General features: G+C 63.3%; 20 protein-coding genes and 1 pseudogene. 7 read left to right on the plus strand and 14 right to left on the minus strand.

Annotated elements, in window-relative coordinates:
* Positions 1-43: 43 nt before the first annotated feature.
* Positions 44-1,348: a sensor histidine kinase gene (locus PPL01S_RS18720; RefSeq protein WP_016395542.1), complete on the minus strand. Its 1,305-nt coding sequence runs from the start codon at positions 1,346-1,348 to the stop codon at positions 44-46.
* On the minus strand, positions 1,338-2,021 hold the full coding sequence (gene colR / locus PPL01S_RS18725; RefSeq protein ID WP_003255215.1) for a two-component system response regulator ColR: 684 nt from the start codon (positions 2,019-2,021) through the stop codon (positions 1,338-1,340). Before colR ends, PPL01S_RS18720 begins: the two co-directional genes overlap by 11 nt.
* A 180-nt stretch (positions 2,022-2,201) precedes the next feature.
* On the opposite strand from colR, the gene PPL01S_RS18730 reads away from it, so the two are divergent.
* Positions 2,202-2,930: a phosphatase PAP2 family protein gene (locus PPL01S_RS18730; RefSeq protein ID WP_016395541.1), complete on the plus strand. Its 729-nt coding sequence runs from the start codon at positions 2,202-2,204 to the stop codon at positions 2,928-2,930.
* A gap of 96 nt (positions 2,931-3,026) precedes the next feature.
* Here PPL01S_RS18730 and groL read toward each other — a convergent pair whose 3' ends face one another.
* From groL to PPL01S_RS18755, 5 genes are all read right to left on the minus strand, one after another.
* Positions 3,027-4,670, minus strand: a complete 1,644-nt coding sequence (groL, locus tag PPL01S_RS18735) for a chaperonin GroEL (RefSeq protein ID WP_028625787.1) — start codon at positions 4,668-4,670, stop codon at positions 3,027-3,029.
* Positions 4,671-4,718: 48 nt separating this feature from the next.
* Positions 4,719-5,012: a co-chaperone GroES gene (locus PPL01S_RS18740; protein ID WP_016395539.1), complete on the minus strand. Its 294-nt coding sequence runs from the start codon at positions 5,010-5,012 to the stop codon at positions 4,719-4,721.
* Between the two features lie 245 nt (positions 5,013-5,257).
* Positions 5,258-5,719 (minus strand): FxsA family protein, encoded by a 462-nt coding sequence (locus tag PPL01S_RS18745; RefSeq protein WP_016395538.1) that lies wholly within the window; start codon positions 5,717-5,719, stop codon positions 5,258-5,260.
* A gap of 67 nt (positions 5,720-5,786) precedes the next feature.
* A complete protein-coding gene (locus PPL01S_RS18750; protein ID WP_016395537.1) occupies positions 5,787-6,518 on the minus strand; it encodes a HugZ family pyridoxamine 5'-phosphate oxidase in 732 nt (243 codons plus the stop codon).
* An 83-nt stretch (positions 6,519-6,601) separates the two neighbouring features.
* Positions 6,602-7,612, minus strand: coding sequence for a DUF481 domain-containing protein (locus PPL01S_RS18755; protein ID WP_028625786.1), 1,011 nt, complete (start codon positions 7,610-7,612; stop codon positions 6,602-6,604).
* Between the two features lie 153 nt (positions 7,613-7,765).
* Between PPL01S_RS18755 and PPL01S_RS18760 the strand changes: the two genes are divergently transcribed.
* Positions 7,766-8,119 (plus strand): MGMT family protein, encoded by a 354-nt coding sequence (locus PPL01S_RS18760; protein ID WP_028625785.1) that lies wholly within the window; start codon positions 7,766-7,768, stop codon positions 8,117-8,119.
* 43 nt (positions 8,120-8,162) lie between these two features.
* Positions 8,163-9,710, plus strand: a complete 1,548-nt coding sequence (locus PPL01S_RS18765; RefSeq protein WP_028625784.1) for an AmpG family muropeptide MFS transporter — start codon at positions 8,163-8,165, stop codon at positions 9,708-9,710.
* Positions 9,711-9,897: 187 nt separating this feature from the next.
* Here PPL01S_RS18765 and PPL01S_RS18770 read toward each other — a convergent pair.
* The 3 genes and pseudogenes from PPL01S_RS18770 to PPL01S_RS18780 all read right to left on the minus strand — a co-directional run.
* Positions 9,898-10,692 (minus strand): annotated as a pseudogene (locus tag PPL01S_RS18770) (MFS transporter); the annotation flags it as partial.
* 118 nt (positions 10,693-10,810) lie between these two features.
* Complete coding sequence (locus tag PPL01S_RS18775; RefSeq protein ID WP_016395532.1) at positions 10,811-11,650, minus strand: mechanosensitive ion channel family protein; 840 nt, start codon at positions 11,648-11,650, stop codon at positions 10,811-10,813.
* A gap of 114 nt (positions 11,651-11,764) precedes the next feature.
* Positions 11,765-12,250 carry a YajQ family cyclic di-GMP-binding protein gene (locus tag PPL01S_RS18780; RefSeq protein WP_016395531.1) on the minus strand — a complete coding sequence of 162 codons (486 nt, stop codon included), beginning with the start codon at positions 12,248-12,250 and terminating at the stop codon, positions 11,765-11,767.
* 99 nt (positions 12,251-12,349) lie between these two features.
* On the opposite strand from PPL01S_RS18780, the gene PPL01S_RS18785 reads away from it, so the two are divergent.
* From PPL01S_RS18785 to PPL01S_RS18795, 3 genes are read left to right on the plus strand one after another with little or no spacing between them, the layout of a single operon-like run.
* Positions 12,350-13,267 carry a putative 2-dehydropantoate 2-reductase gene (locus PPL01S_RS18785; protein ID WP_028625783.1) on the plus strand — a complete coding sequence of 306 codons (918 nt, stop codon included), beginning with the start codon at positions 12,350-12,352 and terminating at the stop codon, positions 13,265-13,267.
* A 39-nt stretch (positions 13,268-13,306) separates the two neighbouring features.
* On the plus strand, positions 13,307-15,337 hold the full coding sequence (locus PPL01S_RS18790) for a sensor histidine kinase (RefSeq protein ID WP_028625782.1): 2,031 nt from the start codon (positions 13,307-13,309) through the stop codon (positions 15,335-15,337).
* A 1-nt stretch (position 15,338) separates the two neighbouring features.
* Complete coding sequence (locus tag PPL01S_RS18795; protein ID WP_016395528.1) at positions 15,339-15,905, plus strand: cob(I)yrinic acid a,c-diamide adenosyltransferase; 567 nt, start codon at positions 15,339-15,341, stop codon at positions 15,903-15,905.
* 77 nt (positions 15,906-15,982) lie between these two features.
* Here PPL01S_RS18795 and PPL01S_RS18800 read toward each other — a convergent pair whose 3' ends face one another.
* The 4 genes from PPL01S_RS18800 to secA form a co-directional block, all read right to left on the minus strand.
* Complete coding sequence (locus PPL01S_RS18800) at positions 15,983-16,927, minus strand: Nudix family hydrolase (protein WP_016395527.1); 945 nt, start codon at positions 16,925-16,927, stop codon at positions 15,983-15,985.
* Entirely contained in the window at positions 16,924-17,556 is a 633-nt protein-coding gene (locus PPL01S_RS18805) for a glutathione S-transferase family protein (RefSeq protein ID WP_016395526.1), read from the minus strand. Before PPL01S_RS18805 ends, PPL01S_RS18800 begins: the two co-directional genes overlap by 4 nt.
* 124 nt (positions 17,557-17,680) lie before the next feature.
* Positions 17,681-18,898: a bifunctional glutamate N-acetyltransferase/amino-acid acetyltransferase ArgJ gene (gene argJ, locus PPL01S_RS18810; RefSeq protein ID WP_016395525.1), complete on the minus strand. Its 1,218-nt coding sequence runs from the start codon at positions 18,896-18,898 to the stop codon at positions 17,681-17,683.
* A gap of 173 nt (positions 18,899-19,071) precedes the next feature.
* Complete coding sequence (gene secA, locus PPL01S_RS18815) at positions 19,072-21,807, minus strand: preprotein translocase subunit SecA (protein WP_016395524.1); 2,736 nt, start codon at positions 21,805-21,807, stop codon at positions 19,072-19,074.
* A 357-nt stretch (positions 21,808-22,164) separates the two neighbouring features.
* Here secA and PPL01S_RS18820 point away from each other — a divergent pair, with 357 nt between their 5' ends.
* Positions 22,165-22,620 carry a DUF721 domain-containing protein gene (locus tag PPL01S_RS18820; protein WP_028625781.1) on the plus strand — a complete coding sequence of 152 codons (456 nt, stop codon included), beginning with the start codon at positions 22,165-22,167 and terminating at the stop codon, positions 22,618-22,620.
* The last annotated feature ends 22 nt before the right edge of the window (positions 22,621-22,642 follow it).

A 22,642-nucleotide genomic window follows, 5' to 3' on the forward strand; every position in this document is an offset into this window, starting at 1 on the left:
CGCCCAGCAACATGTTTCACCGCATTTCTGTTTCACCGCCTGTCTAAAGTTGCGTGGGGTCGGTTTTCTCCGCGCCCTGGCTCAAGTCGACCTGGAAGCGGCAGCCATGCGGTGCAGTCGCCGTCAGTGTCACGCGCCAGCCCTGGTCGTCACAGATCCGTTGCACCAGCGACAAGCCCAGCCCCAGGCCCTCGCCGCGGCGCTCGTCACCGCGCACGAACGGCTGGAACATCGCCTCGCGTTGTTCTTCAGGGATGCCCACACCACTGTCTTCGACGCTGAAGCCGTTCGGCTGCAGACTGAGGCGGATGTAGCCACCATCGGTGTAATGCGCAGCATTGCGCAACAGATTGCCCATTACCGATTGCAGGAAGGTCGCGTTGTACAACAACGGCCCGGCACTGACCCGACCGTCGTAGTACAGGGTCAGGCCCTTCTGCTCGATGGTGTCGCGCCACACCCCGATCAGGTCATCGGCCACCTCGCGCAGGTTCGCCTGGGAGGCCACGGCGCCCTGGTCGCGCTGGGCGCGGGCGAGCATCAGGAAGGTCTTGACCAGCTCGCGCATTTCTTCGGTGGCTCGGGCGATCCGCTCCACCTGGTTGCGTGACCGGGTATCCAGGTTGGGGTTCTCCATGAGCAGCTCGCATGAGGTCGCCAGCACCATCAGGGGCGTGCGCAGTTCATGGCTGACATCGCTGGTGAACAGCCGCTCACGGGTCAGCGCATCGCGCAGCCGGCCCAGGGTATCGTCGAACGCAACCGCCAGCTGGCCGACTTCGTCCGCCGCATAATCCGGCGCCAGCGGTGGTGCCAGGCCAAGCAGCTGGTCGCGATGACGCACCTGGCGGGCCAGACGGATCACCGGCGCCATCACCCGGCGGGCCAGCAGCCAGCCCAGCACCACCGCCAGCACCAGGCTGAGCACGAAACCGACCACGACCACGGCGAACAACACCCGCTCGCGCTCTTCGAAATCGCTCTGATCCTGCAGCAGCACATAGCGCCGACCATCCACGATCTCGACCATGGCGTGGTAGGACAGCTGGTCACGGAATACTTCATGGAAACCGACGTCCAGGTGCCGCAGGTCCTTGGGCAATTCGAAGTCGTCGGGCCCGCCGCTGAAGTAGAACAGCTGGTCGGGGCGCGGCCGGTGGCTCCAGTCACTGACGCTGTCCATGCGCAACAGGCGTTGCAGGTCGCCACCCAGCACCGAGGAGATCAGGCGTTCTTCGACCAGGTGCACGGTGGCGACGATGCCGAAGGCGAAGGCCCCGGCCACCAGCGCGCTCATCAGCGCAAAGGCGATGATGATGCGCTGTGCAAGGCTCTGCTTAAACTCCATCGCGACCCTCGGCGAGGCGATAGCCGACGCCATGGACGGTATGCAACAGGGGCTTTTCGAACGGTTTGTCGATCACTTGACGCAGCTGGTGCACATGGCTGCGCAGGCTGTCGCTGTCCGGACAGTCGTCGCCCCACAGGGCTTCTTCGAGGACTTCGCGGCGCAGCACGTGCGGGCTTTTCTGCATCAGCACGGCAAGCAGCTTGAGGCCGACCGGGTTGAGCTTGAGCAGGCGTCCCTGGCGGGTGACTTCGAGGGTATCGAGGTCGTAGCTGAGGTCGGCGACCTGCAAGGTGCGGCGTCCACCGCCCTGGGCCCGGCGCAGTACCGCTTCGATGCGCGCGGCCAGTTCCGAGAGGGCGAACGGCTTGAGCAGGTAATCGTCGGCACCGGAGCGGAAGCCCTGCAGGCGGTCATCCAGCTGGTCACGGGCGGTGAGCATGATCACCGGGGTGTCGCGGCGGGCGTCTTCGCGCAGGCGCTTGCACAGGGTATAGCCATCGATGCCGGGCAACATGATGTCGAGCACGATCAGGTCGTAGTGTTCGGTGGCAGCCAGGTGCAAGCCGGACAGGCCATCCTGGGCACAATCGACGGTGTAGCCTTTCATGCCGAGGTAGTCGGCCAGGTTGGCAAGAATATCGCGGTTGTCTTCAACCAAAAGAATACGCATCGGGTTCTCCTGAGCGGCGCTTCGCGTGGGTGCGCGGCAGGCGCAGCTTAAGGCCATCGCCCTGGCTGTGCCAGCCCCACGGTCAATTCAGCGATGTTGACAGTTTTTTCACTGCTCCTTCACGGACACAGAATAGCGGGCACTCGACAATGCCCGCCTCATTCGTGCCCTGGAGCCGTCATGCACCCGACCCCTCGTCCTCGCCCGATCAACGTCTGGCTGTACCTCGGCATTCCGCTGGCCATCGCCGTGGCCTTGATCCTGCTGGAACTGACCTCGGTCGACATGGATGTGGCCAACCTGTTCTTCGACCAGACGGCCGGCCAGTTCATCGGCCGGCACAGCTACCTGCTGGAAAACATCCTGCATGACCGCGTCAAGCAAGGGGTGATTCTGCTGGGGCTCATGTCGGTGGTCGCCTTTGCGTCGAGTTTTTACCGGAAACGCCTGTTCGGCTGGCGCCGTGAACTCGGCTGCCTGGTTCTGGCACTGGGCTTGTCCACTGCCTTTGTCACGCCCCTGAAGAAGGTTACCCAGGTGCAGTGCCCGTGGAGCCTGACCCAGTTCGGCGGCAAGGAAACCTACAGCAAGCTGCTGGAGCCGCGCCCGGCTACCAACAAGCCTGGGATGTGCTGGCCGGGAGGGCATGCAGCGACCGGTTTCTGCCTGTTCGGCCTGTTCTTCATGCTGCGTGACCGGCGCCCACGGCTGGCACGGGTGGCGTTCGCGGTTGCCTTGGTGGCCGGCTCGGTGCTGTCGCTTGGGCGAATGATGCAGGGCGCGCACTTTCTTTCGCACAACGTGTGGACGGCCGTGTTCTGCTGGCTGATCGGGCTGGGGTCGTATTACCTGGTGCTGTATCGCAAGGGCGTGGCCGAAGTGCCGGCCGCCGAGCGCAGCGTTGCCTGAACCAGGGGCCGCTTTGCGGCCCCGAGACAGGTACAGGAAAACGAAAAAGCCCCGCACTAGGCGGGGCTTTTTCTTGGTGCAAGGGGTAAGGCTGGCTTACATCATGCCGCCCATGCCACCCATGCCGCCCATGTCTGGCATGCCGCCGCCAGCTGGGGCTTCGCTCGGAGCATCAGCAATCATGGCTTCGGTGGTGATCATCAGACCGCCGATCGAAGCAGCAGCTTGCAGGGCCGAACGGGTGACCTTGGCTGGGTCCAGGATGCCCATCTCGATCATGTCGCCGTATTCGCCGGTTGCAGCGTTGTAACCGAAGTTACCCGAACCTTGCTTGACCTTGTCAGCCACAACGCTTGGCTCGTCGCCGGCGTTGGCAGTGATCTGGCGCAGCGGCGCTTCAACAGCGCGACGCAGCAGGGCGATACCGACGTTCTGGTCTTCGTTGTCGCCTTTCAGGTCAGCGATCGCGTTCAGGGCGCGGACCAGGGCAACACCACCGCCAGGCACCACGCCTTCTTCAACGGCTGCACGGGTAGCGTGCAGGGCGTCTTCAACGCGGGCTTTCTTCTCTTTCATTTCAACTTCGGTGCCGGCACCGACCTTGATCACGGCAACACCGCCAGCCAGCTTGGCCAGACGCTCTTGCAGCTTCTCACGGTCGTAGTCCGAGGAAGTTTCTTCGATCTGGGCACGGATCTGCTTGACGCGCGCCTGGATGTCATCTTCAACGCCAGCGCCGTCGATGATGGTGGTGTTTTCCTTGGACAGGATGACGCGCTTGGCGTTACCCAGGTGCTCCAGGGTAGCGGTTTCCAGGGACAGGCCGATTTCTTCGGAGATGACCTGGCCGCCGGTCAGGACAGCGATGTCCTGCAGCATGGCCTTGCGGCGGTCGCCGAAGCCTGGGGCCTTGACCGCTGCAACCTTGACGATGCCGCGCATGTTGTTGACTACCAGGGTAGCCAGCGCTTCACCTTCAACGTCTTCGGCAACGATCAGCAGTGGGCGGCCGGCCTTGGCAACGGCTTCCAGAACTGGCAGCAGCTCACGGATGTTGGAGATCTTCTTGTCGACCAGCAGCAGCAGCGGGCCTTCCAGCTCGGCAACCATGGTGTCCGGCTTGTTGACGAAGTACGGCGACAGGTAACCACGGTCGAACTGCATGCCTTCAACGACGGACAGTTCGTTGTCCAGGCCCGAGCCTTCTTCAACGGTGATCACGCCTTCTTTACCGACTTTTTCCATGGCTTCGGCAATGATGTTGCCGATGGAGTCGTCAGAGTTGGCGGAGATGGTGCCTACTTGAGCGATGGCCTTGGAGTCGGCGCATGGCTTGGACAGGTTCTTCAGCTCGGCGACGACGGCAGCAGTGGCCTTGTCGATGCCGCGCTTGAGGTCCATCGGGTTCATGCCGGCAGCAACGGCTTTCAGGCCTTCGTTGACGATGGCTTGAGCCAGGACGGTAGCGGTGGTGGTGCCGTCACCGGCAGCGTCGTTGGCCTTGGAAGCGACTTCCTTGACCAGCTGGGCGCCCATGTTCTCGAAGGCGTCTTTCAGCTCGATTTCCTTGGCGACGGAAACGCCGTCCTTGGTGATGGTCGGCGCGCCGAAGCTCTTGGCCAGGACCACGTTGCGGCCTTTCGGGCCCAGGGTCGCTTTTACCGCGTCAGCCAGAACGTTGACACCAACCAGCATTTTCTTACGAGCGGAGTCGCCGAATTTTACGTCTTTAGCAGCCATGATCGTTTAATCCTTGAAATTCTTTGGAGTAACGGGAAGTCGGGGAAATCAGCCTTCGATAACGGCGAGGATTTCGTTCTCGGCCATGACCAGCAGGTCTTCGCCATCGACTTTCACGGTGTTGCTGCCCGAGTAAGGGCCGAAAACCACTTTGTCACCCACTTTCACGGCCAGCGCACGTACTTCGCCGTTGTCCAGGATGCGACCGGCGCCGACGGCTACAACTTCGCCGCGGTTTGGTTTTTCAGCGGCCGAACCCGGCAGGACGATACCGCCAGCGGTTTTCGATTCTTCTTCGCTGCGACGGATGACTACGCGGTCATGCAGAGGACGAAGCTTCATTGTCGATCTCTCCCAAATTGTGGTTTTCATCGGCCGGTATCGACACCGGCGGGGGTTGATGCGGTCCGGCGTTGCCGGGGGATGGCTCGCTACGTACGAACCACCTGTGTCATGTCTGGTGTCGCCACCAGAAACCTTGCGGTGACCACATACATGAGGCCGCCATATTCAATTACAAGGCTTGGCCTGGAAAATTTTTCACCGCCTGAAAAAGGCTGGGGCCGCTTGGCGGCCCCAGGGGGTGTTCACTTGTCGCGGCGCTCGTATTCGCCCTCGATCACATTGGGGCGATGGCCACTGTCTCGCGGTTGTGGCTGCAACGGGTCATCCTGGAATGCACGCTGGCGCATGGCCTGGGCTTCGGCGCGCTGACGCAACTTGCGCGCGGCCAGGTGACGGGTGAACGGCAGCAGGCAGAGCACGCCCAGCACGTCGCTGATGAAGCCCGGCAGCAGCAACAGGCCGCCTCCTACCGCCAGCATCAGACCCTGGAACATGTCTTCGGCAGGCAGTTCGCCACGCTGCAGGCTTTCACGGGCACGCAGGGCCGTGGCCAGGCCAGCCACGCGCATCACCAGCACACCCAAGGCGGAGCCGGCGATGATCAGCAGCAGCGCCGGGAAGAAACCGATGGCCGCGCTGACCTTCACGAAAACGAACAGCTCCAGCACAGGGAACAGGAGAAACAGCAATAGAAAAGCACGCATCAAAGGATTCCTCGACGGAAGAGAACCTTCCTGTAAGACCATGACATGGATGCGTGCATGCGTGATTTCAAGCTTCGACTTCAGTCGCAGCCGGCCATTGGTCGGCGCGCGCCAGCAAAACCAGGGCTTCGCGAACTTGTGTCGGCGTATTGCAAGTCGCCGGGAAAGGCAACCAGTAGATGCCCTGGCCGATACGCAGGTGCATGCCTTCGCTGTCGATGCCGACCATCTGCGCTTGCGCGCTGCGCGGCAGCTCGCTCAGCTCGACGTAGTGGGCGAGGGCGTTGGCGTGGTCGCTGTTCATGTGCTCGATCATGCTGGCCTCGGTCTTGCCCGCGAACGGGTTGGCCAGGGTGACCTGATCGAGCCAGTGGATCGCCCCGAAGCCGCCGATGTAGCGGTGGCGTACCGGCTGCAGCACCCAGAAGTCGAAGTCGTGGGCCTTGTGGTAGTTGGCAGCATCGGGGAAGTAGCGGTAGTAGCGCTCGGCCGCAGCTTCCACAGCGGCCTCGTCGACCAGCTTGTGCGCCTCGGCCATCACGGTGAGACGACCGACAGCCTGCACGTCCTCGGCTTCGCGCTCGCCCACCAGCAGCGAGCACTTGGGGTCCTTCTGCAGGTTGTGGGTGTGCTGGGCGATTCGGCTGATGAGGATCAGCGGGTTGCCGTCGGCGTCCAGGCAGTACGGCACCACGGAGCCGAACGGGAAGCCAGGCATGGACTTGGAATGGGTCGAGAGCACACCGCGGTATTCCTTGAGCAGCAGTTCCCGGGCGGGGCGAATGGCGTTGTTACTCACTGAAGGCGCTCCTGGCGGCGGAAGGGATGGGTGACAAGATAAGCATTATCACCCTCCACTGCCACCAGGCGTGATCGCCTGCTTTACCAGGTCACGCCGAAGCCGGCGGTATAGCGGGTCTTGTCCAGGTCGTTCTCGGACGTGCCGCTGATGATGTCCTTTTCCGCCTTGAGGTTGAGCGACGCCCATTCGGTGACCTTGTAGCGCAGCCCGACCTCGGCATCGAGGGAGTAGTTGGCCACACCCCCCAACGGCTTGGCGAGCTCGCCATTGGTGAACAACGATACTTTCTTGCCGATCAGGTAGCGGTTGTAGTCCCACTTGACCGCCGCCGAATAGAAGTTGTCCTTGGCGCCATCGCGGTATTCGAAATCGGTGCGGTTGATCAGCGAACCAAGCGAGAAGGCACCCAGTTCGTCATCCCAGAACTGATAGCCAGGGCCGGTACCCACGGTACGCTGGCGGGCCAGGTCCTCGATATGGTCGCGTTTGTACTCCAGGCGCCCCTGCCAGAACCACTGCTCGGTGAGGAAGCGGTCGAGCGCGTACTCGGCGCTCCAGTTGTTGGTGGTGGTTTCGTCGTCCTGGGACTCGCGGTTGTATTCGCCTTCGGCATTGTGCCGCCAGCGGCCATGCCTGGCCGTGGTCTTGAAGTCGATGTCGTAGTCGTCGCTGTCGCTTTCGGCGCGCTGGTAATCCATCGCCAAGTCGACATTGCCCTTCCAGATCAGATCCTCGACCACAGGCTTGGGCTTCATGATCTGCTGGATGCTGGCCAGCTCGACGGTCTTGGGCGCCTCACCGTTGGCCAGGGTCACCTTGCCCGCCTCGGCCGCTTTCAGAGACTTGGCCTTCTCGCCGTTGTAGGCGTCCTGCTTGACCAGCAGTTCCTGATCGCTTTCCAGGGTCTGGACCTGTTTCCAGTCCAGCGAGATCGAACCCCCGTAGGGTGTTTCCAGCAGCAGCTTGCCACCGTCGAACACCCGGATCTTGCCGCTCAGACGATCGCCGTTCTTCATCCAGACGGTGTCGGCAAGAACGGGGGCGGCAAACAGGCAGGCGGTCAACAGGCAAAACAAGGATCTAGAATACATAAGCGGGCTACGGGTTCGATTCGACGAAAAAAGCCGGGCATTATCCAGATGCCGACGACCAGAGCAAGGAAAGACCGACCAGCATGCCATCGAGTTCAATACTCATTTACCGCGACCACTCGTCCGGTTTCACGCCAGGCCAGGGAGGCTCTGATGTCCGAGCCATATGAGCATGCTTTGCAAACGCCGGAGGCCCGACGAACGGCCCTCTATTCGGTGCTCGGCCAGGTGCCCGAAGGCAAGGTGGTCAGCTATGGGCAATTGGCCGAACTGGCAGGATTGGGCCGGGCAGCACGTTGGGTCGGTCGCACCCTCGGCCAGCTACCCGGCGACACCCGCCTGCCCTGGCACCGGGTACTGGGCTCGGGTGGACGCTTGAGCCTGGCGCTGGGGACCCCAGCGGGCGATGAACAGCGTGCACGACTGCGTGCGGAGGGCGTTAACGTGACCAATAATCGTGTGGATATGACACGCCATGGCTGGCGCCCGATGGAGCACAGCGGTTAGAATGCGCGTTTTGTTTTCGCAAATTTGAGGCAGATGTTGGCCCATGCCCCGTAAAACCTGGCGCGCTGCGCTTGCTGCCTATGCCAGCCCGTCAACCCTGGTGCTTCTGCTGCTCGGCTTTGCCGCCGGCTTGCCCTACATGCTGGTGTTCTCGACCCTTTCGGTATGGCTGCGCGAAGCCGGTGTGGCCCGCGAAACCATTGGCTATGCCAGCCTGATCGGCCTGGCCTATGCCTTCAAGTGGGTGTGGTCGCCGCTGCTCGACCAATGGCGCCTGCCGCTGCTGGGCGGGCTCGGTCGACGCCGTTCGTGGCTGTTGCTGTCGCAGTCGCTGGTGGTGATCGGCCTGGTCGGCATGAGCCTGTGCGACCCGCAGCAACACCTTTCGTGGCTGATCGCCCTGGCCGTGCTGGTGGCCTTCGCCTCGGCCACCCAGGACATCGCGGTCGATGCCTATCGCCTGGAGATCGCCGACGATCAGCGCCAGGCAGCGCTCGCTGCCAGCTACATGGCCGGTTACCGGGTGGCCGCCCTGCTCGCCACCGCCGGCGCGCTGCTCTTCGCCGAATGGTTCGGTTCGACCGGCTTCAGTTACCTGCACAAAGCCTGGGCAGGCACCTATGTGCTGTTCGGTGTGCTGATGGTGCCAGCGGTGTTCACCACCCTGATCATGCGTGAGCCGCCCGTGCCGATGCGCACCCAGCTGTCGGCGGCACGTTATGGCCCGGTTCACCAGATGGCTTCGGTGTTCGTGCTGATCATCCTGCTGGTGTCGGTGCCTGCCAGCTTCACCCAGATGTTCAACACCGGCTGGTCCACCGTCATCTCCGGCGAGGCCAGCCCGCTTGACCTGCTGCTCGAAGACCGGGCGTTCCTGCGCCTGATCCTTTATGTGCTGCTGAGCTGGGCGTGCCTGTCGAGCCTGGGCCGTCGCGGCCTGGCTCCAGTGCTCACGCCGGTCAACGACTTCATCACCCGCTACCGCTGGCAGGCGCTGCTGCTGCTCGGGCTGATCGCCACCTATCGCATGTCGGATACGGTGATGGGGGTGATGGCCAACGTGTTCTACATCGACATGGGCTTCACCAAGGACCAGATCGCCAGCGTCAGCAAGGTCTTCGGTCTGATCATGACCCTGGTCGGCGCCGGTGCCGGCGGCCTGCTGATCGTGCGCTTCGGCATCCTGCCGATCCTGTTCATCGGCGGTGCGGCCTCGGCGGCGACCAACATCCTGTTCCTGATGCTGGCCGACATGGGGCCGAACCTGGAGATGCTGGTGGTGACCATCTCCCTGGACAACTTCAGTTCAGGTCTGGCCACCTCGGCCTTTGTCGCCTACCTGTCGAGCCTGACCAACCTGAAGTTCTCGGCCACGCAATATGCGCTGCTGAGCTCGATCATGCTGCTGCTGCCGCGCCTGATCGGGGGCTATTCGGGGGTGATGGTGGAAAAGTTCGGGTACCACGACTTCTTCCTGATCACTGCGCTGCTGGGCGTGCCGACGTTGATCCTGATTGCCTTGCACTGGCGTCAGGAGACCCTTCGAGGCAAGCAGGTGCCGGTGGAGAGTTCGGCGGCCGAGCGGCCCTGAGATGTGTCGCTGACTGTACTGGCCTTGTCGTCGGCAAACCGGCTCCCACACAGATAGCACCGCGCTCCCCTCCTGTGGGAGCCGGCTTGCCGGCGATAGGGCCGGCGCGGCCACTACTGCGCTACAGCCCCTTCCCCTGGTCGCCCACCGACGACAAACCACAACGGCCACAGCGCCAACGCCCCGGCCACAGCGCATAGGCCATCGTGCTCAGGCCTTCATCGTGAATCAGCAGTACCGGCGAAAGGCCGATCCAGCCGATCAGCGGCAGGCCCACCAGCCCAAGTGCCGCACTGCCCGCAACGAACTTGCGGTTGGCCAGCAACTGGCCGTAGCCCGCCAGCAGCGGCAGAAGGTGAATCGGGGTGAATACCAGGCACGAGCCGTCGCGGCGTTCCACTCCAAGGGTTTCCGGCATCAGGCGGTACAGCTGCAACCAGCACAGCACCGCGCCGATGGCGAATGCCACGAACAGCCAGCGCCAGTCCAGCCACTGCAGCATCAAGGTCCCTACCAGCGGACCCAACAATGGCGAGAGCAAGGCGATGTTGGCCAGCAGGGCCATCATCCGCACTGCGTCGGCTTCACTGAACGCTTCGTTCAGTGCCGGATAGCTGACCGTCACCACGAACCCCAGGCCGATGCCCTGCAGCAGGCGCAGCAGGTTGAACAGACCGATGTCCTGCACCCAGTAGGTCGCCAGGCAGGCCACGCCGAAGAAGGCACACCCGGCCAGCAGCAACGGCCGACGACCATAGCGGTCGGCCAGCGGGCCGATCAGCCACTGCAGGACCACGCCACCGAGCAGGTACAGGTTGAGCGCGAGAGGGATGTATTCGGGGCTGGCGCTCAGGTGATCGACCACCACGGGCATGGCTGGCATGACGGCGTCGCTGGCCAGGTAGGTCAGCAGTTCGAACAGGGCCAGGGTCAGGCCGAACAGCAGGGCTCGGCGGGGGGTGATGTGCAGCAATGGCGTCATGGTGGGTATCGGGTGCAGACAGGTGGGGTCAGGGTATATGCCAGAAAAGGCGCGATCATGCTGTGAGCAAGTGTAAAAAATGGGGCCGCAGAGCGGCCCCCCCGATTACAGTGCGGCGTTACTGAGCAGCCGTTTCCTGCACCACACGAATCACGCGCTGCGGAAACGGAATGTCGATGCCTTCGGCCTTCAACCGGTCACGCGCATGCTCGTTGAGCATGAACACCACATCCCAGTAATCGCTGGTCTTGGTCCACAAGCGCAACGACACGGTGATCGAGCTGTCACCCAAGGTCGCGACCACTGCCTGCGGCGCCGGGTCTGGCAACACCCGCGGATCCTGCGCCAGCTCCAGCAATACGTTGCGCGCCTTCTGCAGGTCGGCGTCATAATCCACGCCGACGTCGAACACGACCTTGCGCGTCGGCTGGCGGTTGGTGTTGGTGATGATGCCGTTGGACAGGGCACCGTTGGGCATGATCACGGTCTTGTTGTCACCGGTGCGCAGCACGGTGTGGAAGATCTGGATACTGTCGACGGTCCCCGCTACCCCCTGGGCCTCGATCCAGTCACCGATGCGGAACGGGCGGAACATCAGGATCAGCACGCCGCCGGCGAAGTTCGCCAGGCTGCCCTGCAGGGCCAGGCCGATGGCCAGGCCGGCGGCACCGATGGCGGCGACGAACGAGGTGGTTTCGATACCGATCATCGACGCCACGCTGACCATCAGCAGTACCTTGAGCACGATGTTGGCCAAGGTGCTGATGAAGCTCTGCAATGCCGCGTCGGCGCGCAGGCCGACCAGCTTGCCCAGACGCGCGCTGAGCTTGTTGATCAACCACCAGCCGATGGCCAGTGTCAGCAGCGCCAGCAACAGGCGGCTGCCGTATTCCATGATCATCGGGATCCAGGTCTGCGACTGGCGGACCAGTTGATCGACTTCAGCGTTCAAATCCATGTTCATCTCCTGATGCCGAACGGCAAGTACACGGTAAATCGGGCCGCGCAGATTTACGCGGCCATGGCCCCCATGGACATCATTGCGCCATCGGGGTTCCGGGCGGCGCTTCGATCAGTCGCGGAAGTTGTTGAACTGCAGCGGCATGTCGAATTCCTTGGTGCGCAGCAGGGCAATGGCTTCCTGCAGGTCATCGCGCTTCTTGCCGGTGACACGCACCTGCTCGCCCTGGATGGCGGCCTGGACCTTGAGCTTGCCGTCCTTGATCGCAGCGACGATCTTCTTGGCCAGGTCCTTGTCGATACCTTCGCGGAACTTGGCTTCCTGCTTCTTTTCCTTGCCCGAAGGGTAAGGATCCTTGGTTTCCAGGCACTTGACGTCGATCTTGCGCTTGACCAGGGCCAGGCGCAGGATTTCCAGCATCGCCTCGAGCTGGAACTCTTCCTCGGCGGTCAGCAGCACGGTCTGGTCCTTCTCCTTGAACTCGAAGGTGCCTTTGCCCTTGAGGTCGTAGCGACGGTCAAGTTCCTTGATGGCATTGTCCACAGCGTTCTGCACTTCGTGCTTGTCCAGTTCCGATACCACGTCGAACGAAGGCATGGTCGATCTCCAAAATAAAAGCGCGCTCGGCATGAAGATGGAGCGCGCGGGGTTTGACGGTTAAAATGCGGACTCATTATAACGGGTTGCGAAACGCAGATGAGCAGCACCTGGCATATTCTCGGCGCCGGTAGCCTCGGCAGCCTCTGGGCCTGCCGCCTGGCACGGGCGGGCAAGGCAACGCGACTGATCCTGCGCGATGGGCGGCGGCTCAATGCCTATCAACAGGCCGGCGGCCTGACCCTGGCGGAACAGGATCGGGCCACCCGCTACGCGATCCCCGCCGAAACGGCCGACGCCAGTGGGCCGATCCACCGCCTGCTGCTGGCCTGCAAGGCCTATGACGCCGGGCCTGCGATCGCTCGCCTGGCCCCGCGACTGGCCGAGGGGGCGGAAATCGTCCTGCTGCAGAACGGCCTGGGCAGCCAGGACGAAGTCGCCGACCAGGTCCCCCACGCCCGTTGCATATTCGCCTCCAGTACCGAAGGCGCATACCGCGAGGACGACTGGCAGGTGCGCTTTGCCGGGCAGGGTTTCAACTGGCTGGGCGATCCGGCCAGCCCTGGCATCCCTGAATGGTTCGACGATCTGCGGGACGCCGGTATCCCTGCCGAGTGGACAGTGGATATCCTCACCCGCCTGTGGCGCAAGCTGGCGCTCAACTGCGCCATCAATCCGCTGACCGTGTTGCACGACTGCCAGAATGGCGGCCTGCTCGGGTACCTGGACGAAGTCGACGGCCTGTGTGACGAACTGGGCGAGTTGCTGCAGCGCTGCGGCCAGCCGGAGGCTGCCGATAACCTGAGCGAGGAAGTGCAACGGGTAATCCTCGCCACCGCAGCCAACTACTCTTCCATGTACCAGGACGTGCGCGCCGGCCGGCGTACCGAGGTGCATTACCTGCTCGGCCACGCCTGCAGGGTGGCAGCGCGACATGGCGGGGCGCTGCCACGGCTGGAACGCCTGCACCAGCGCCTGGTCGATAACCTGCGAGCGCGCGAGTTGCCCAGCGCCTGACGCGGCCCCCTACAACCGGATACGGACATTGCCTCGCCCATGACCCTGCGCCAACGCCTGGAAAACCTCCCGGTCGGGCAGAAGTTGCTGGCCGCCCTGCTGGTGCTGCTGGTGACCATCCTGCTGGTGGCCAACCTGACCTTCATCAGCGCCGCCTACTGGATCACCCAGGAAAGCATGGCGCCGCAGGCGCTGCAGACCATCGGCCGGCTGGTGGCCAACCCGCAGCTGTCGGCTCGTGCGGGTGACAATGCAGAGAACGCCACAGCCCTGCTCAAGGAGCTGGACAGCTACACCCCGCTGCGCGCCGCAGCCCTGTATGGCGGCGATGGGCGCATGCTCGCCCAGTTGCAGCATGGTGAACCCCTCGCCCTGCCCAAGCGATACCGCAACATCGATGGCTGGCGGCTGATGGAGTTTCGCAGCACCCAGCTGATTCGCATTCCCCGCGAGGCCAGCCCGCCTGCGCACCTGCTGCTGGTGGCCAGCAGCGAACTGCCGATCGCCTTCTACACCGGCACGCTGAGCGCCAGCCTGGCGATCCTGGTGTTCAGCGTGCTGCTGTGGCTGGTCATCGCCCGGCAGATCAAGCGCCTGATCACCCAGCCGATCAACCAGCTCGAAGAGCTCAGCCGTCAGGTCACCCGCGAAGAGAGCTACGCCCTGCGTGCCACCCGTGGCAACGACGACGAGATCGGCAGCCTGGCCCAGGCCTTCAACACCATGCTGTCGCGTATCGAAGCCCGCGAACAACAGCTCAAGCGCACCCGCGACGAATTCCAGATGGCCTATGACCAGGCCCAGGGCCTGGCCGAGGAAACCCGCCATACCAACCGCAAGCTGGAGCTGGAAGTCCAGGTGCGCAGCAAGATCGAGAAGAAACTGACGGGCTTCCAGAACTACCTCAACAGCATCATCGACTCCATGCCGTCGGCCTTGATCGCCCTTGACGAACAACTCTACGTCACCCAGTGGAACCACGAAGCCACGGTGCTCTCCGGCACGCCGCTGGACGAGGCGCTGAACCAGCCGATCTTCATCGCCTTCGAGCCCCTCAAGCCGTTTCTGCCGCAGCTCAAGGAAACCGTGGAGAAGCATCGGGTGGCGAAGATCGAGCGGGTCACCTGGCCCAAGGGCGACGACCTGCGCCACTACGCCCTGACTTTCTACCCGCTGATGGGCGGTGGTGGCCGTGGCGTGGTCATTCGTATCGACGACATCACCCAGCGCCTGTCACTCGAGGAAATGATGGTGCAGTCGGAGAAAATGCTCTCGGTCGGCGGCCTGGCAGCCGGCATGGCGCACGAAATCAACAACCCGCTGGGCGCGATCCTGCACAACGTGCAGAACATTCGTCGGCGCCTGTCGCCGGAGCTGCCGCGCAACCAGGAACAGGCCAGCGAGCTGGGCATCGACCTGCCCAGCGTCAACCGTTACCTGGAAAACCGCGAGGTGCCCCAGCTGCTCGATGGCATCCAGCAGGCTGGCACCCGGGCAGCCAAGATCGTCACCCACATGCTCAGCTTCAGCCGCCGCAGCAATCGCCAGCTGGCCCCCTGCGACCTGCCCTCGCTGATCGACCAGGCCGTGGAAATCGCCGGCAACGACTTCGACCTGACCATCGGCTTCGATTTCAAGGGCCAGGCCATCGTCCGTCAGTTCGACCCCAACCTCGGGCCTGTGCCTTGCACGGCCAACGAACTGGAACAGGTGCTGCTGAACCTGCTGAAAAACGCCGCCCAGGCCATCCACCAGCGGCCCCAGGCCAACGAACCCGGGCGCATCGTCCTGCGCACCCGGCTCAACCCGCCGTGGGCCGAGATCCAGGTCGAGGACAATGGCGTCGGCATGCCCGAAGCCGTGCGCAAGCGCACCTTCGAGCCGTTCTTCACCACCAAGGAAATCGGCCAGGGCACCGGGCTCGGCCTGTCGGTGTCGTACTTCATCATCACCAACAACCACAAGGGGCAGATGGAAGTGCAGTCCACGCCCGGCCAGGGCACCTGCTTCACCCTGCGCCTGCCCCTCGGCCAGCCGACAGCGGCAACGCCGAATACTACGGAGGCATGACATGGGCTATCGCCTGTCGAAGATCTACACCCGCACCGGCGACAAGGGCGAAACCGGCCTGGGCGACGGGCGTCGGGTTCCCAAGGACCATCCGCGGGTCGAAGCGATTGGCGAGGTGGACAGCCTCAACAGCCAGCTTGGGCTGTTGCTCGCAGGGTTGGCGGAACTGGGGATGGATGAGGTGAGTACAGTCCTGGCGCCATGCCAGCATCGCTTGTTCGACCTCGGGGGTGAACTGGCGATGCCCAGCTACCAGGCGCTGAACCAGGCCGAAGTGGAACGGCTGGAAGCGGCCATCGATGTGTGGAACGAGGAACTGGGGCCGTTGAAGAACTTCATCCTGCCCAGCGGTTCGGCGCTGGTCGCTCAGGCCCATGTCTGCCGAAGCCTGGCGCGCAGCGCGGAGCGGCGTTGTCAGCAGTTGAATGCCGTGGAGCCGCTGGAAGGGGTTGGGTTGGCGTATATCAACCGGCTTTCGGATCTGCTGTTTGTTGCAGCGCGGATCATCGGGCGGCGGCAGGGGGTGGCTGAAGTGCTTTGGCAGCCTGCAGAAAAGCCACAGGGCTGATATCGCTGGGGTATTGCACCGCTCCTCTTGTGGGAGCCGGCTTGCCGGCGATTGGGCCGCACAGCGGCCCCAGCTGCTCAGGCCTCAGGCCAAAACGCCCGAATCCCGGCAACACCTTGAGCCCCGGCCTCCCAGGCCTTTTCCCGGTCACAGGGTCCGACGCCACCCAGCAAGAACACAGGGTGCGTGAACTCGGCAATCAACCGCTGCGCCTCATCCCAACCCAGCGGCTGTGCATCAGGATGGGTCTGGGTCGGCTGCACCGGCGACAGGGTGACGAAATCCACGCCCATCTGCTCGGCCAACGCCAGCTCCTCGGCACTGTGACAGGACGCCGCCAGCCACCGCTCTTTCGGGAACGGCCGGCCCTTTGCCGCATACTTGCGCAGTTGCGCCGCAGTCAGGTGCCAGCCGGCCGAAGGGAAGTCGCCCAGCCACTCCAGCGGCCCCTTGAGCATCAGCTGCGCCTTGCCCGCGCACAGGCCCACCGCATCCACCGCGACGTCACGGTACTTGGGGTCGTACATGTCCGGCGCTCGCAGCTGGATCAGGCGGGTGCCGGATGCCACTGCCTTCTGGATACCCTTGAGCAGCGCAGGCACTTCCAGGTCGTCCGGGGTGATCAGGTACTGGTCCGGCAGGCGCGCCGCAGCGACGATCGGCTTGTTGGCCTCGGGGAAGTCGTACTGCGCCAAGTCCCGTGGTGCCACCCAGGCCAGTGGCTGGCCCTCGGCGCCATGGGGCTCGCCGGTGAAAGCGTCCACCTCGCGAACATCCAGCAGCACCTGCTTGTCCGGATAATCGTGGCTGACCTTGATCAGCGCCCGCGAGCGAGTCACTTCGATACCCAGCTCCTCGCGCAGCTCACGGGCGAGTGCCGCTTCGACACCTTCGCCCTCCTCCACCTTGCCACCGGGGAACTCCCACAGGCCGCCCTGGTGCTGGGTATCCGCGCGACGCGCGATGAGGATACGGCCGTCGGCGCCGCGAATGACGGCCGCTACTACATGAATCCGTTTCACCCTAGACGCTCCGCCAGGCCAGCTTGCTGCCAGGCCTTGAAGGCCGGCCACTGGTAAATGGTCTCGATGTACGTTGCAGCCTCCGCCGGCACTTCCACGCGATAGCTGCGCAGACGCACGGCTACCGGGGCGAAGAAGGCATCCACCAGCGTGGGCCTGCCGAACAGGAACGGGCCGTTGTCCTTGGCCACCAGGCGGCATTCGGACCACAGTGCGACGATCCGGTCGATATCCACCTGCACGTCCAGTGGCACGTTTTCCAGCGCCTGGTCACGGGACAGGTCGAACGGCATTGCCCCGCGCAAGGCGAAGAAGCCGCTGTGCATCTGCGCGCAGGCAGAGCGGGCCTGGGCCCGGGCGGCCACGTCGGCGGGCCAGAGTTGCGCTTCGGGGTGCTGTTCGTTGAGGTATTCGGCGATGGCCAGGGAGTCGGCGATCACGCCATGCTCGGTCTTGAGCAGCGGCACCTTGCCAGTGGCGGAGAACGCCAGAAGACGCTGCCGCGTGTCGGGCTGGTGCAGCTTGATCAGGGTTTCTTCGTAAGGCACGCCAGCCAGTTCGAGGGCCAGGGCGCCGCGTAGCGACCAGGAGGAATACAGCTTGTCGCCGATGATCAGGTGATAGCTCATGGGTCGGCTCCATTGGTTTGAGGGTTTGGGGCTGCGTTGCAGCCCATCGCTGGCAAGCCAGCTCCCACACGAAAGTCAGTGCAATACCTGGGGGAGCCGGCTTGCCGGCGATGAGGCCCCTGGATCAGGTGCGGTATTCGGCGTTGATCTTCACGTATTCGTGGGACAGATCGGTGGTCCAGATGGTTTCGCTGCACTGGCCACGGCCCAGCTCGATACGGATGGTGATCTCTTCCTGCGCCATCACCGCCGAGCCTTGCGCCTCGGTGTAGCTCGGGCTGCGACCGCCCTTGCTGGCGATGCAGACGCTGTCCAGGTACACGTCGATCAGGCTGACATCCAGCTCCGGCACCCCGGCACGGCCCACGGCAGCCAGGATACGCCCCCAGTTCGGGTCCGAGGCAAACAGCGCAGTCTTGATCAGCGGCGAGTGGGCCACGGCATAACCGACGTCCAGGCATTCCTGGTGGTTACCACCGCCGTTGACCTGCACGGTGACGAACTTGGTCGCGCCTTCGCCGTCGCGGACGATGGCCTGGGCCACTTCCATGCACACTTCGAACACGGCCTTCTTCAGCGCTTCGAACAGCGCGCCGCTGGCTTCGGTGACTTCCGGCAGGTTGGCCTTGCCGGTGGCGATCAGCATGCAGCAGTCGTTGGTCGAGGTGTCGCCGTCGATGGTGATGCGGTTGAACGACTTGTTGGCGCCGTCGAGCATCAGGTCCTTGAGCACTGCCGAGGAGACTTTGGCGTCGGTGGCAATGTAGCCGAGCATGGTCGCCATGTTCGGGCGGATCATGCCGGCGCCCTTGCTGATGCCGGTCACGGTGACGGTCACACCATCGTGCTGGAACTGGCGGCTGGCACCCTTGGGCAGGGTGTCAGTGGTCATGATGCCGGTGGCGGCTTCTGCCCAGTTGTTTTCCGACAGGTCGTCCAGCGCAGCCTGCAGGGCACCTTCGATTTTCTCCACCGGCAGCGGCTCACCGATCACACCGGTGGAAAATGGCAGCACCGCCTCGGCAGGCACACCGGCCAGCTCGGCCAGTTTGGCGCAGGTGCGCTCGGCGGCGGCCAGGCCTGGGGCGCCGGTGCCGGCGTTGGCATTGCCGGTGTTGGTCAGCAGGTAGCGCACAGTGCCCTGAACGCGCTGCTTGGAGAGGATCACCGGTGCAGCGCAGAAGGCGTTGAGGGTGAACACACCGGCCACGCTGGAGCCTTCGGCGCAGCGCATGACCACTACGTCCTTGCGCCCTGGGCGCTTGATGCCGGCAGAAGCGATGCCGAGTTCAAAACCCGGAACCGGGTGCAGGGTGGGCAAAGGACCAAGACCAACAGCCATTAGAGCGCTCCTAGAAAAATCGGTTGATAGCGAAAGGCGGGGCCGCTTTGTGCCCCATCGCGACACAAGGCCGCTCCTACAGGATCACTGCGATTCCTGTAGGAGCGGCCTTGTGTCGCGAAAGGGCCGCAAAGCGGCCCCCGGTGTCATCACGTTACAGCGAGTGGATCAGATCACTCAATCTGACCATGGCAATGCTTGAATTTCTTGCCCGAACCACACCAGCACGGCTCGTTGCGGCCCAGCTTCTGATCGTTGCGCACCGGGGCAGCCGCCACGGCCACCTCAGCACCCTCCTCGCTCAGCTGCTCGCTTTCCAGGCCAGGCGCGGCGGCATGCTGAAACTGCATGCGGCTGGCCAGTTCCTCGGCTTCGCGACGCAGGCGCGCTTCTTCCTCGGCCGGGTCTTCGCGGCGGACCTGAACGTGCGAGAGCACACGAATGGTGTCGCGCTTGATCGACTCGAGCAGCTCCTGGAACAGGCTGAACGACTCGCGCTTGTACTCTTGTTTCGGGTTCTTCTGCGCATAGCCGCGCAGGTGGATGCCGTGGCGCAGGTGGTCCATGGTCGACAGGTGATCTTTCCACAGGTCGTCCAGCACGCGCAGCAGGATCTGCTTCTCGAAGGTGCGCAGGGCGTCGATGCCGGCCTGGTCTTCCTTCTCGGTGTAGGCGTCGGTGATTTCCTTCAGCAGCTTCTCGCGCAGGGTCTCTTCGTAGAGGTGATCGTCCTCGTCGAGCCACTGCTGGATCGGCAGCTTGATCGCGAAATCGCTGGCCAGCGCCGCTTCCAGGCCGGACACGTCCCACTGCTCGGGCAACGATTGTGGCGGAATGTGCTGGCTGATGGTGGCATCCAGCACTTCCTTGCGGAACTCCTCGATGGTGTCGCCGATGTTCTCGGCGGCCAGCAGGCTGTTGCGCATGTGGTAGATCACCTTGCGCTGTTCGTTGGCCACGTCATCGTATTCGAGCAGCTGCTTGCGAATGTCGAAGTTGCGGCCTTCGACCTTGCGCTGCGCCTTCTCGATGGCGTTGGTGACCATGCGGTGCTCGATGGCCTCGCCGGACTGCATGCCCAGCGCCTTCATGAAGTTCTTCACCCGATCGGAGGCGAAGATGCGCATCAGGCTGTCTTCCAGCGACAGGTAGAAGCGGCTGGAACCCGGGTCGCCCTGACGGCCGGAACGGCCACGCAGCTGGTTGTCGATACGGCGCGACTCATGGCGCTCGGAAGCGATCACGTGCAGACCGCCGGTCTCGATCACCTGCTGGTGACGCTTCTGCCAATCGGCCTTGATCTGGGCGATCTGCTCGGCGCTTGGGTTTTCCAGGGCCGCCACTTCGGCTTCCCAGTTACCGCCCAGGAGAATGTCGGTACCACGGCCAGCCATGTTGGTGGCGATGGTCAGCGCGCCCGGGGCACCGGCCTGGGCGATGATCTCGGCTTCCTTCTCGTGGTACTTGGCGTTCAGGACCTTGTGGTCGATACCTTCCTTCTTGAGCAGGTTCGACATGTGCTCGGAAGTTTCGATGGTCGCCGTACCCACCAGCACCGGACGGCCCTGGGTCATGCTTTCCTTGATGTCGGCGATGATCGCGGCGTATTTCTCGTCGGCGGTCAGGTACACCAGGTCGTTGAAGTCCTTGCGCGCCAGCGGCTTGTTCGGCGGGATGACCATCACGTTGAGGCCGTAGATGGACTGGAACTCGAACGCTTCGGTGTCGGCCGTACCGGTCATGCCGGACAGCTTGGTGTAGAGGCGGAAGTAGTTCTGGAAGGTGGTCGAAGCCAGGGTCTGGCTTTCGGCCTGGATGTTCAGGTTCTCTTTCGCCTCGATGGCCTGGTGCAGGCCCTCGGACAGGCGACGGCCGGGCATGGTACGGCCGGTGTGTTCGTCGATCAGCAGGACCTGGCCGTCCTGGACGATGTACTCGATGTTGCGGTGGAACAGCTTGTGCGCACGCAGGCCGGCGTAGACGTGAGTCAGCAGGCTCAGGTTGTGCGCCGAGTAGAGGCTCTCGCCTTCGGCCAGCAGGCCGGACTGGGTGAGCATCTCTTCGATGAACTGGTGGCCCGCTTCGTTGAGCTCGACCTGGCGGCTCTTCTCGTCGATGGTGAAGTGGCCTTCCTGGGTGACCTGGCCTTCGACTTCCTCGATGTGCTGGGTCAGGCGCGGGATCAGGCGGTTGATCTCGATGTACAGCTTGGAGCTGTCTTCGGCCTGGCCGGAGATGATCAGCGGAGTACGGGCTTCGTCGATGAGGATCGAGTCGACTTCATCGATCACGGCGAAGTTCAGTTCACGCTGGAACTTCTCTTCCTGGCTGAACGCCATGTTGTCGCGCAGGTAGTCGAAACCGAATTCGTTGTTGGTGCCGTAGGTGATGTCGGCCGCATAGGCAGCGCGCTTTTCTTCCGGCGGCTGGAAGGCCGAGACGATGCCCACGGACAGGCCGAGGAACTCGTAGAGCGGGCGCATCCAGTTGGCGTCGCGGCGGGCCAGGTAGTCGTTGACCGTGACCACGTGCACGCCTTTGCCGGACAGCGCGTTCAGGTAGACGGCCAGGGTACCGACCAAGGTCTTGCCTTCACCGGTACGCATTTCTGCGATCATGCCCTCGTGCAGGGTCATGCCGCCGATCAGCTGCACATCGAAGTGGCGCATGCCCATCACCCGCTTGCCGGCCTCACGGGCCACAGCGAAGGCTTCGGGCAGCAGTTGGTCCAGTGTCTCGCCTTTGGCCAGGCGCTCCTTGAACTCTGCGGTCTTGGCGCGCAGTTGCTCATCGGAGAGGGCGACCATTTTCTCTTCGAAGGCATTGACGATATTCACCGTCTTGAGCATGCGTTTGACTTCACGCTCGTTCTTGCTTCCAAAAAGTTTCTTTAACAAAGGCGCAAACATATCGGCAGGATCTTCCACACGTAGGGATGGAGGGCGGCCCCATGAGTCGCCCGTGCAGCCCTGAGGCCGCATGCGAACGAGCATTCTACCCGGAAACGATGGTGAGGAAAGTGGTGGATTTCCACGATGCTGGCACAGCGCTTAGGGGGGCGTTTCTAAGATAAGGGCATTTTCCTTGAGTTCAACCCAGAGCATGATGAAACGTACCGGCTCTATCGCCGGCAAGCCGGCTCCCACAGAAATATCCACAGGCCTCAAGCCCTGCGCAGTACCTGTGGGAGCCGGCTTGCCGGCGATAGGCCGGTACAGCCAGCAGAGATGTTAGACTGCTCATCTTGTAACCTCATGCGTACCCCCATGGCCTTCAAACCCTCCCCCGCCCAGCCGCCTTCCGCACTGTTGCGCCAGGTGCGCCCGCTGCGCCTGCTGCTGAACCAGGCCGAACGCCTGGAGCATCTGCAACGCCTGCTGGAAAGCCAGTTGCAACCGGCCGCGCGCGAGCATTGCCATGTAGCCTCGTGGCGCGATGGCACCTTGTTGCTGGTGGTCACCGACGGGCACTGGGCCACGCGCCTGCGCTACCAGCAGAAGCGCCTGATGCGCCAGCTGCAGGCACTTGAAGCGTTCGGCAACCTGCAGCGCATCCTGTACAAGGTGCAGCCACCACTGATCCCGGCCAAGCGCGGCGGCAATACCACCGAACTGTCACTCAATGCTGCCGAGAGCATTCGCGATTCCGCTGAAGGCATCACCGACCCCAAGCTGCGTGCCGCCCTGGAACGACTGGCGGCACATGCGAAGGGTAAGGGCTAGAGGCGCTTGCCTCAGGTTTTGC

The organism is Pseudomonas plecoglossicida NBRC 103162 = DSM 15088 (genome assembly GCF_000730665.1).
Taxonomy (GTDB): domain Bacteria; phylum Pseudomonadota; class Gammaproteobacteria; order Pseudomonadales; family Pseudomonadaceae; genus Aquipseudomonas; species Aquipseudomonas plecoglossicida.

What these genes read in the sequence shown, in the direction of transcription:
- secA (WP_016395524.1), bottom strand. Translation starts at nt 21,807, where the DNA reads ATGTTTGCGCCTTTGTTAAAGAAACTTTTTGGAAGCAAGAACGAGCGT.
- PPL01S_RS18775 (WP_016395532.1), bottom strand. Translation starts at nt 11,650, where the DNA reads ATGGATTTGAACGCTGAAGTCGATCAACTGGTCCGCCAGTCGCAGACC.
- PPL01S_RS18795 (WP_016395528.1), top strand. Translation starts at nt 15,339, where the DNA reads ATGGGCTATCGCCTGTCGAAGATCTACACCCGCACCGGCGACAAGGGC.
- PPL01S_RS18780 (WP_016395531.1), bottom strand. Translation starts at nt 12,250, where the DNA reads ATGCCTTCGTTCGACGTGGTATCGGAACTGGACAAGCACGAAGTGCAG.
- PPL01S_RS18785 (WP_028625783.1), top strand. Translation starts at nt 12,350, where the DNA reads ATGAGCAGCACCTGGCATATTCTCGGCGCCGGTAGCCTCGGCAGCCTC.
- PPL01S_RS18790 (WP_028625782.1), top strand. Translation starts at nt 13,307, where the DNA reads ATGACCCTGCGCCAACGCCTGGAAAACCTCCCGGTCGGGCAGAAGTTG.
- PPL01S_RS18740 (WP_016395539.1), bottom strand. Translation starts at nt 5,012, where the DNA reads ATGAAGCTTCGTCCTCTGCATGACCGCGTAGTCATCCGTCGCAGCGAA.
- PPL01S_RS18730 (WP_016395541.1), top strand. Translation starts at nt 2,202, where the DNA reads ATGCACCCGACCCCTCGTCCTCGCCCGATCAACGTCTGGCTGTACCTC.
- PPL01S_RS18755 (WP_028625786.1), bottom strand. Translation starts at nt 7,612, where the DNA reads ATGTATTCTAGATCCTTGTTTTGCCTGTTGACCGCCTGCCTGTTTGCC.
- PPL01S_RS18720 (WP_016395542.1), bottom strand. Translation starts at nt 1,348, where the DNA reads ATGGAGTTTAAGCAGAGCCTTGCACAGCGCATCATCATCGCCTTTGCG.
- groL (WP_028625787.1), bottom strand. Translation starts at nt 4,670, where the DNA reads ATGGCTGCTAAAGACGTAAAATTCGGCGACTCCGCTCGTAAGAAAATG.
- argJ (WP_016395525.1), bottom strand. Translation starts at nt 18,898, where the DNA reads ATGGCTGTTGGTCTTGGTCCTTTGCCCACCCTGCACCCGGTTCCGGGT.
- PPL01S_RS18805 (WP_016395526.1), bottom strand. Translation starts at nt 17,556, where the DNA reads ATGAGCTATCACCTGATCATCGGCGACAAGCTGTATTCCTCCTGGTCG.
- PPL01S_RS18760 (WP_028625785.1), top strand. Translation starts at nt 7,766, where the DNA reads ATGTCCGAGCCATATGAGCATGCTTTGCAAACGCCGGAGGCCCGACGA.
- PPL01S_RS18765 (WP_028625784.1), top strand. Translation starts at nt 8,163, where the DNA reads ATGCCCCGTAAAACCTGGCGCGCTGCGCTTGCTGCCTATGCCAGCCCG.
- PPL01S_RS18745 (WP_016395538.1), bottom strand. Translation starts at nt 5,719, where the DNA reads ATGCGTGCTTTTCTATTGCTGTTTCTCCTGTTCCCTGTGCTGGAGCTG.
- colR (WP_003255215.1), bottom strand. Translation starts at nt 2,021, where the DNA reads ATGCGTATTCTTTTGGTTGAAGACAACCGCGATATTCTTGCCAACCTG.
- PPL01S_RS18820 (WP_028625781.1), top strand. Translation starts at nt 22,165, where the DNA reads ATGGCCTTCAAACCCTCCCCCGCCCAGCCGCCTTCCGCACTGTTGCGC.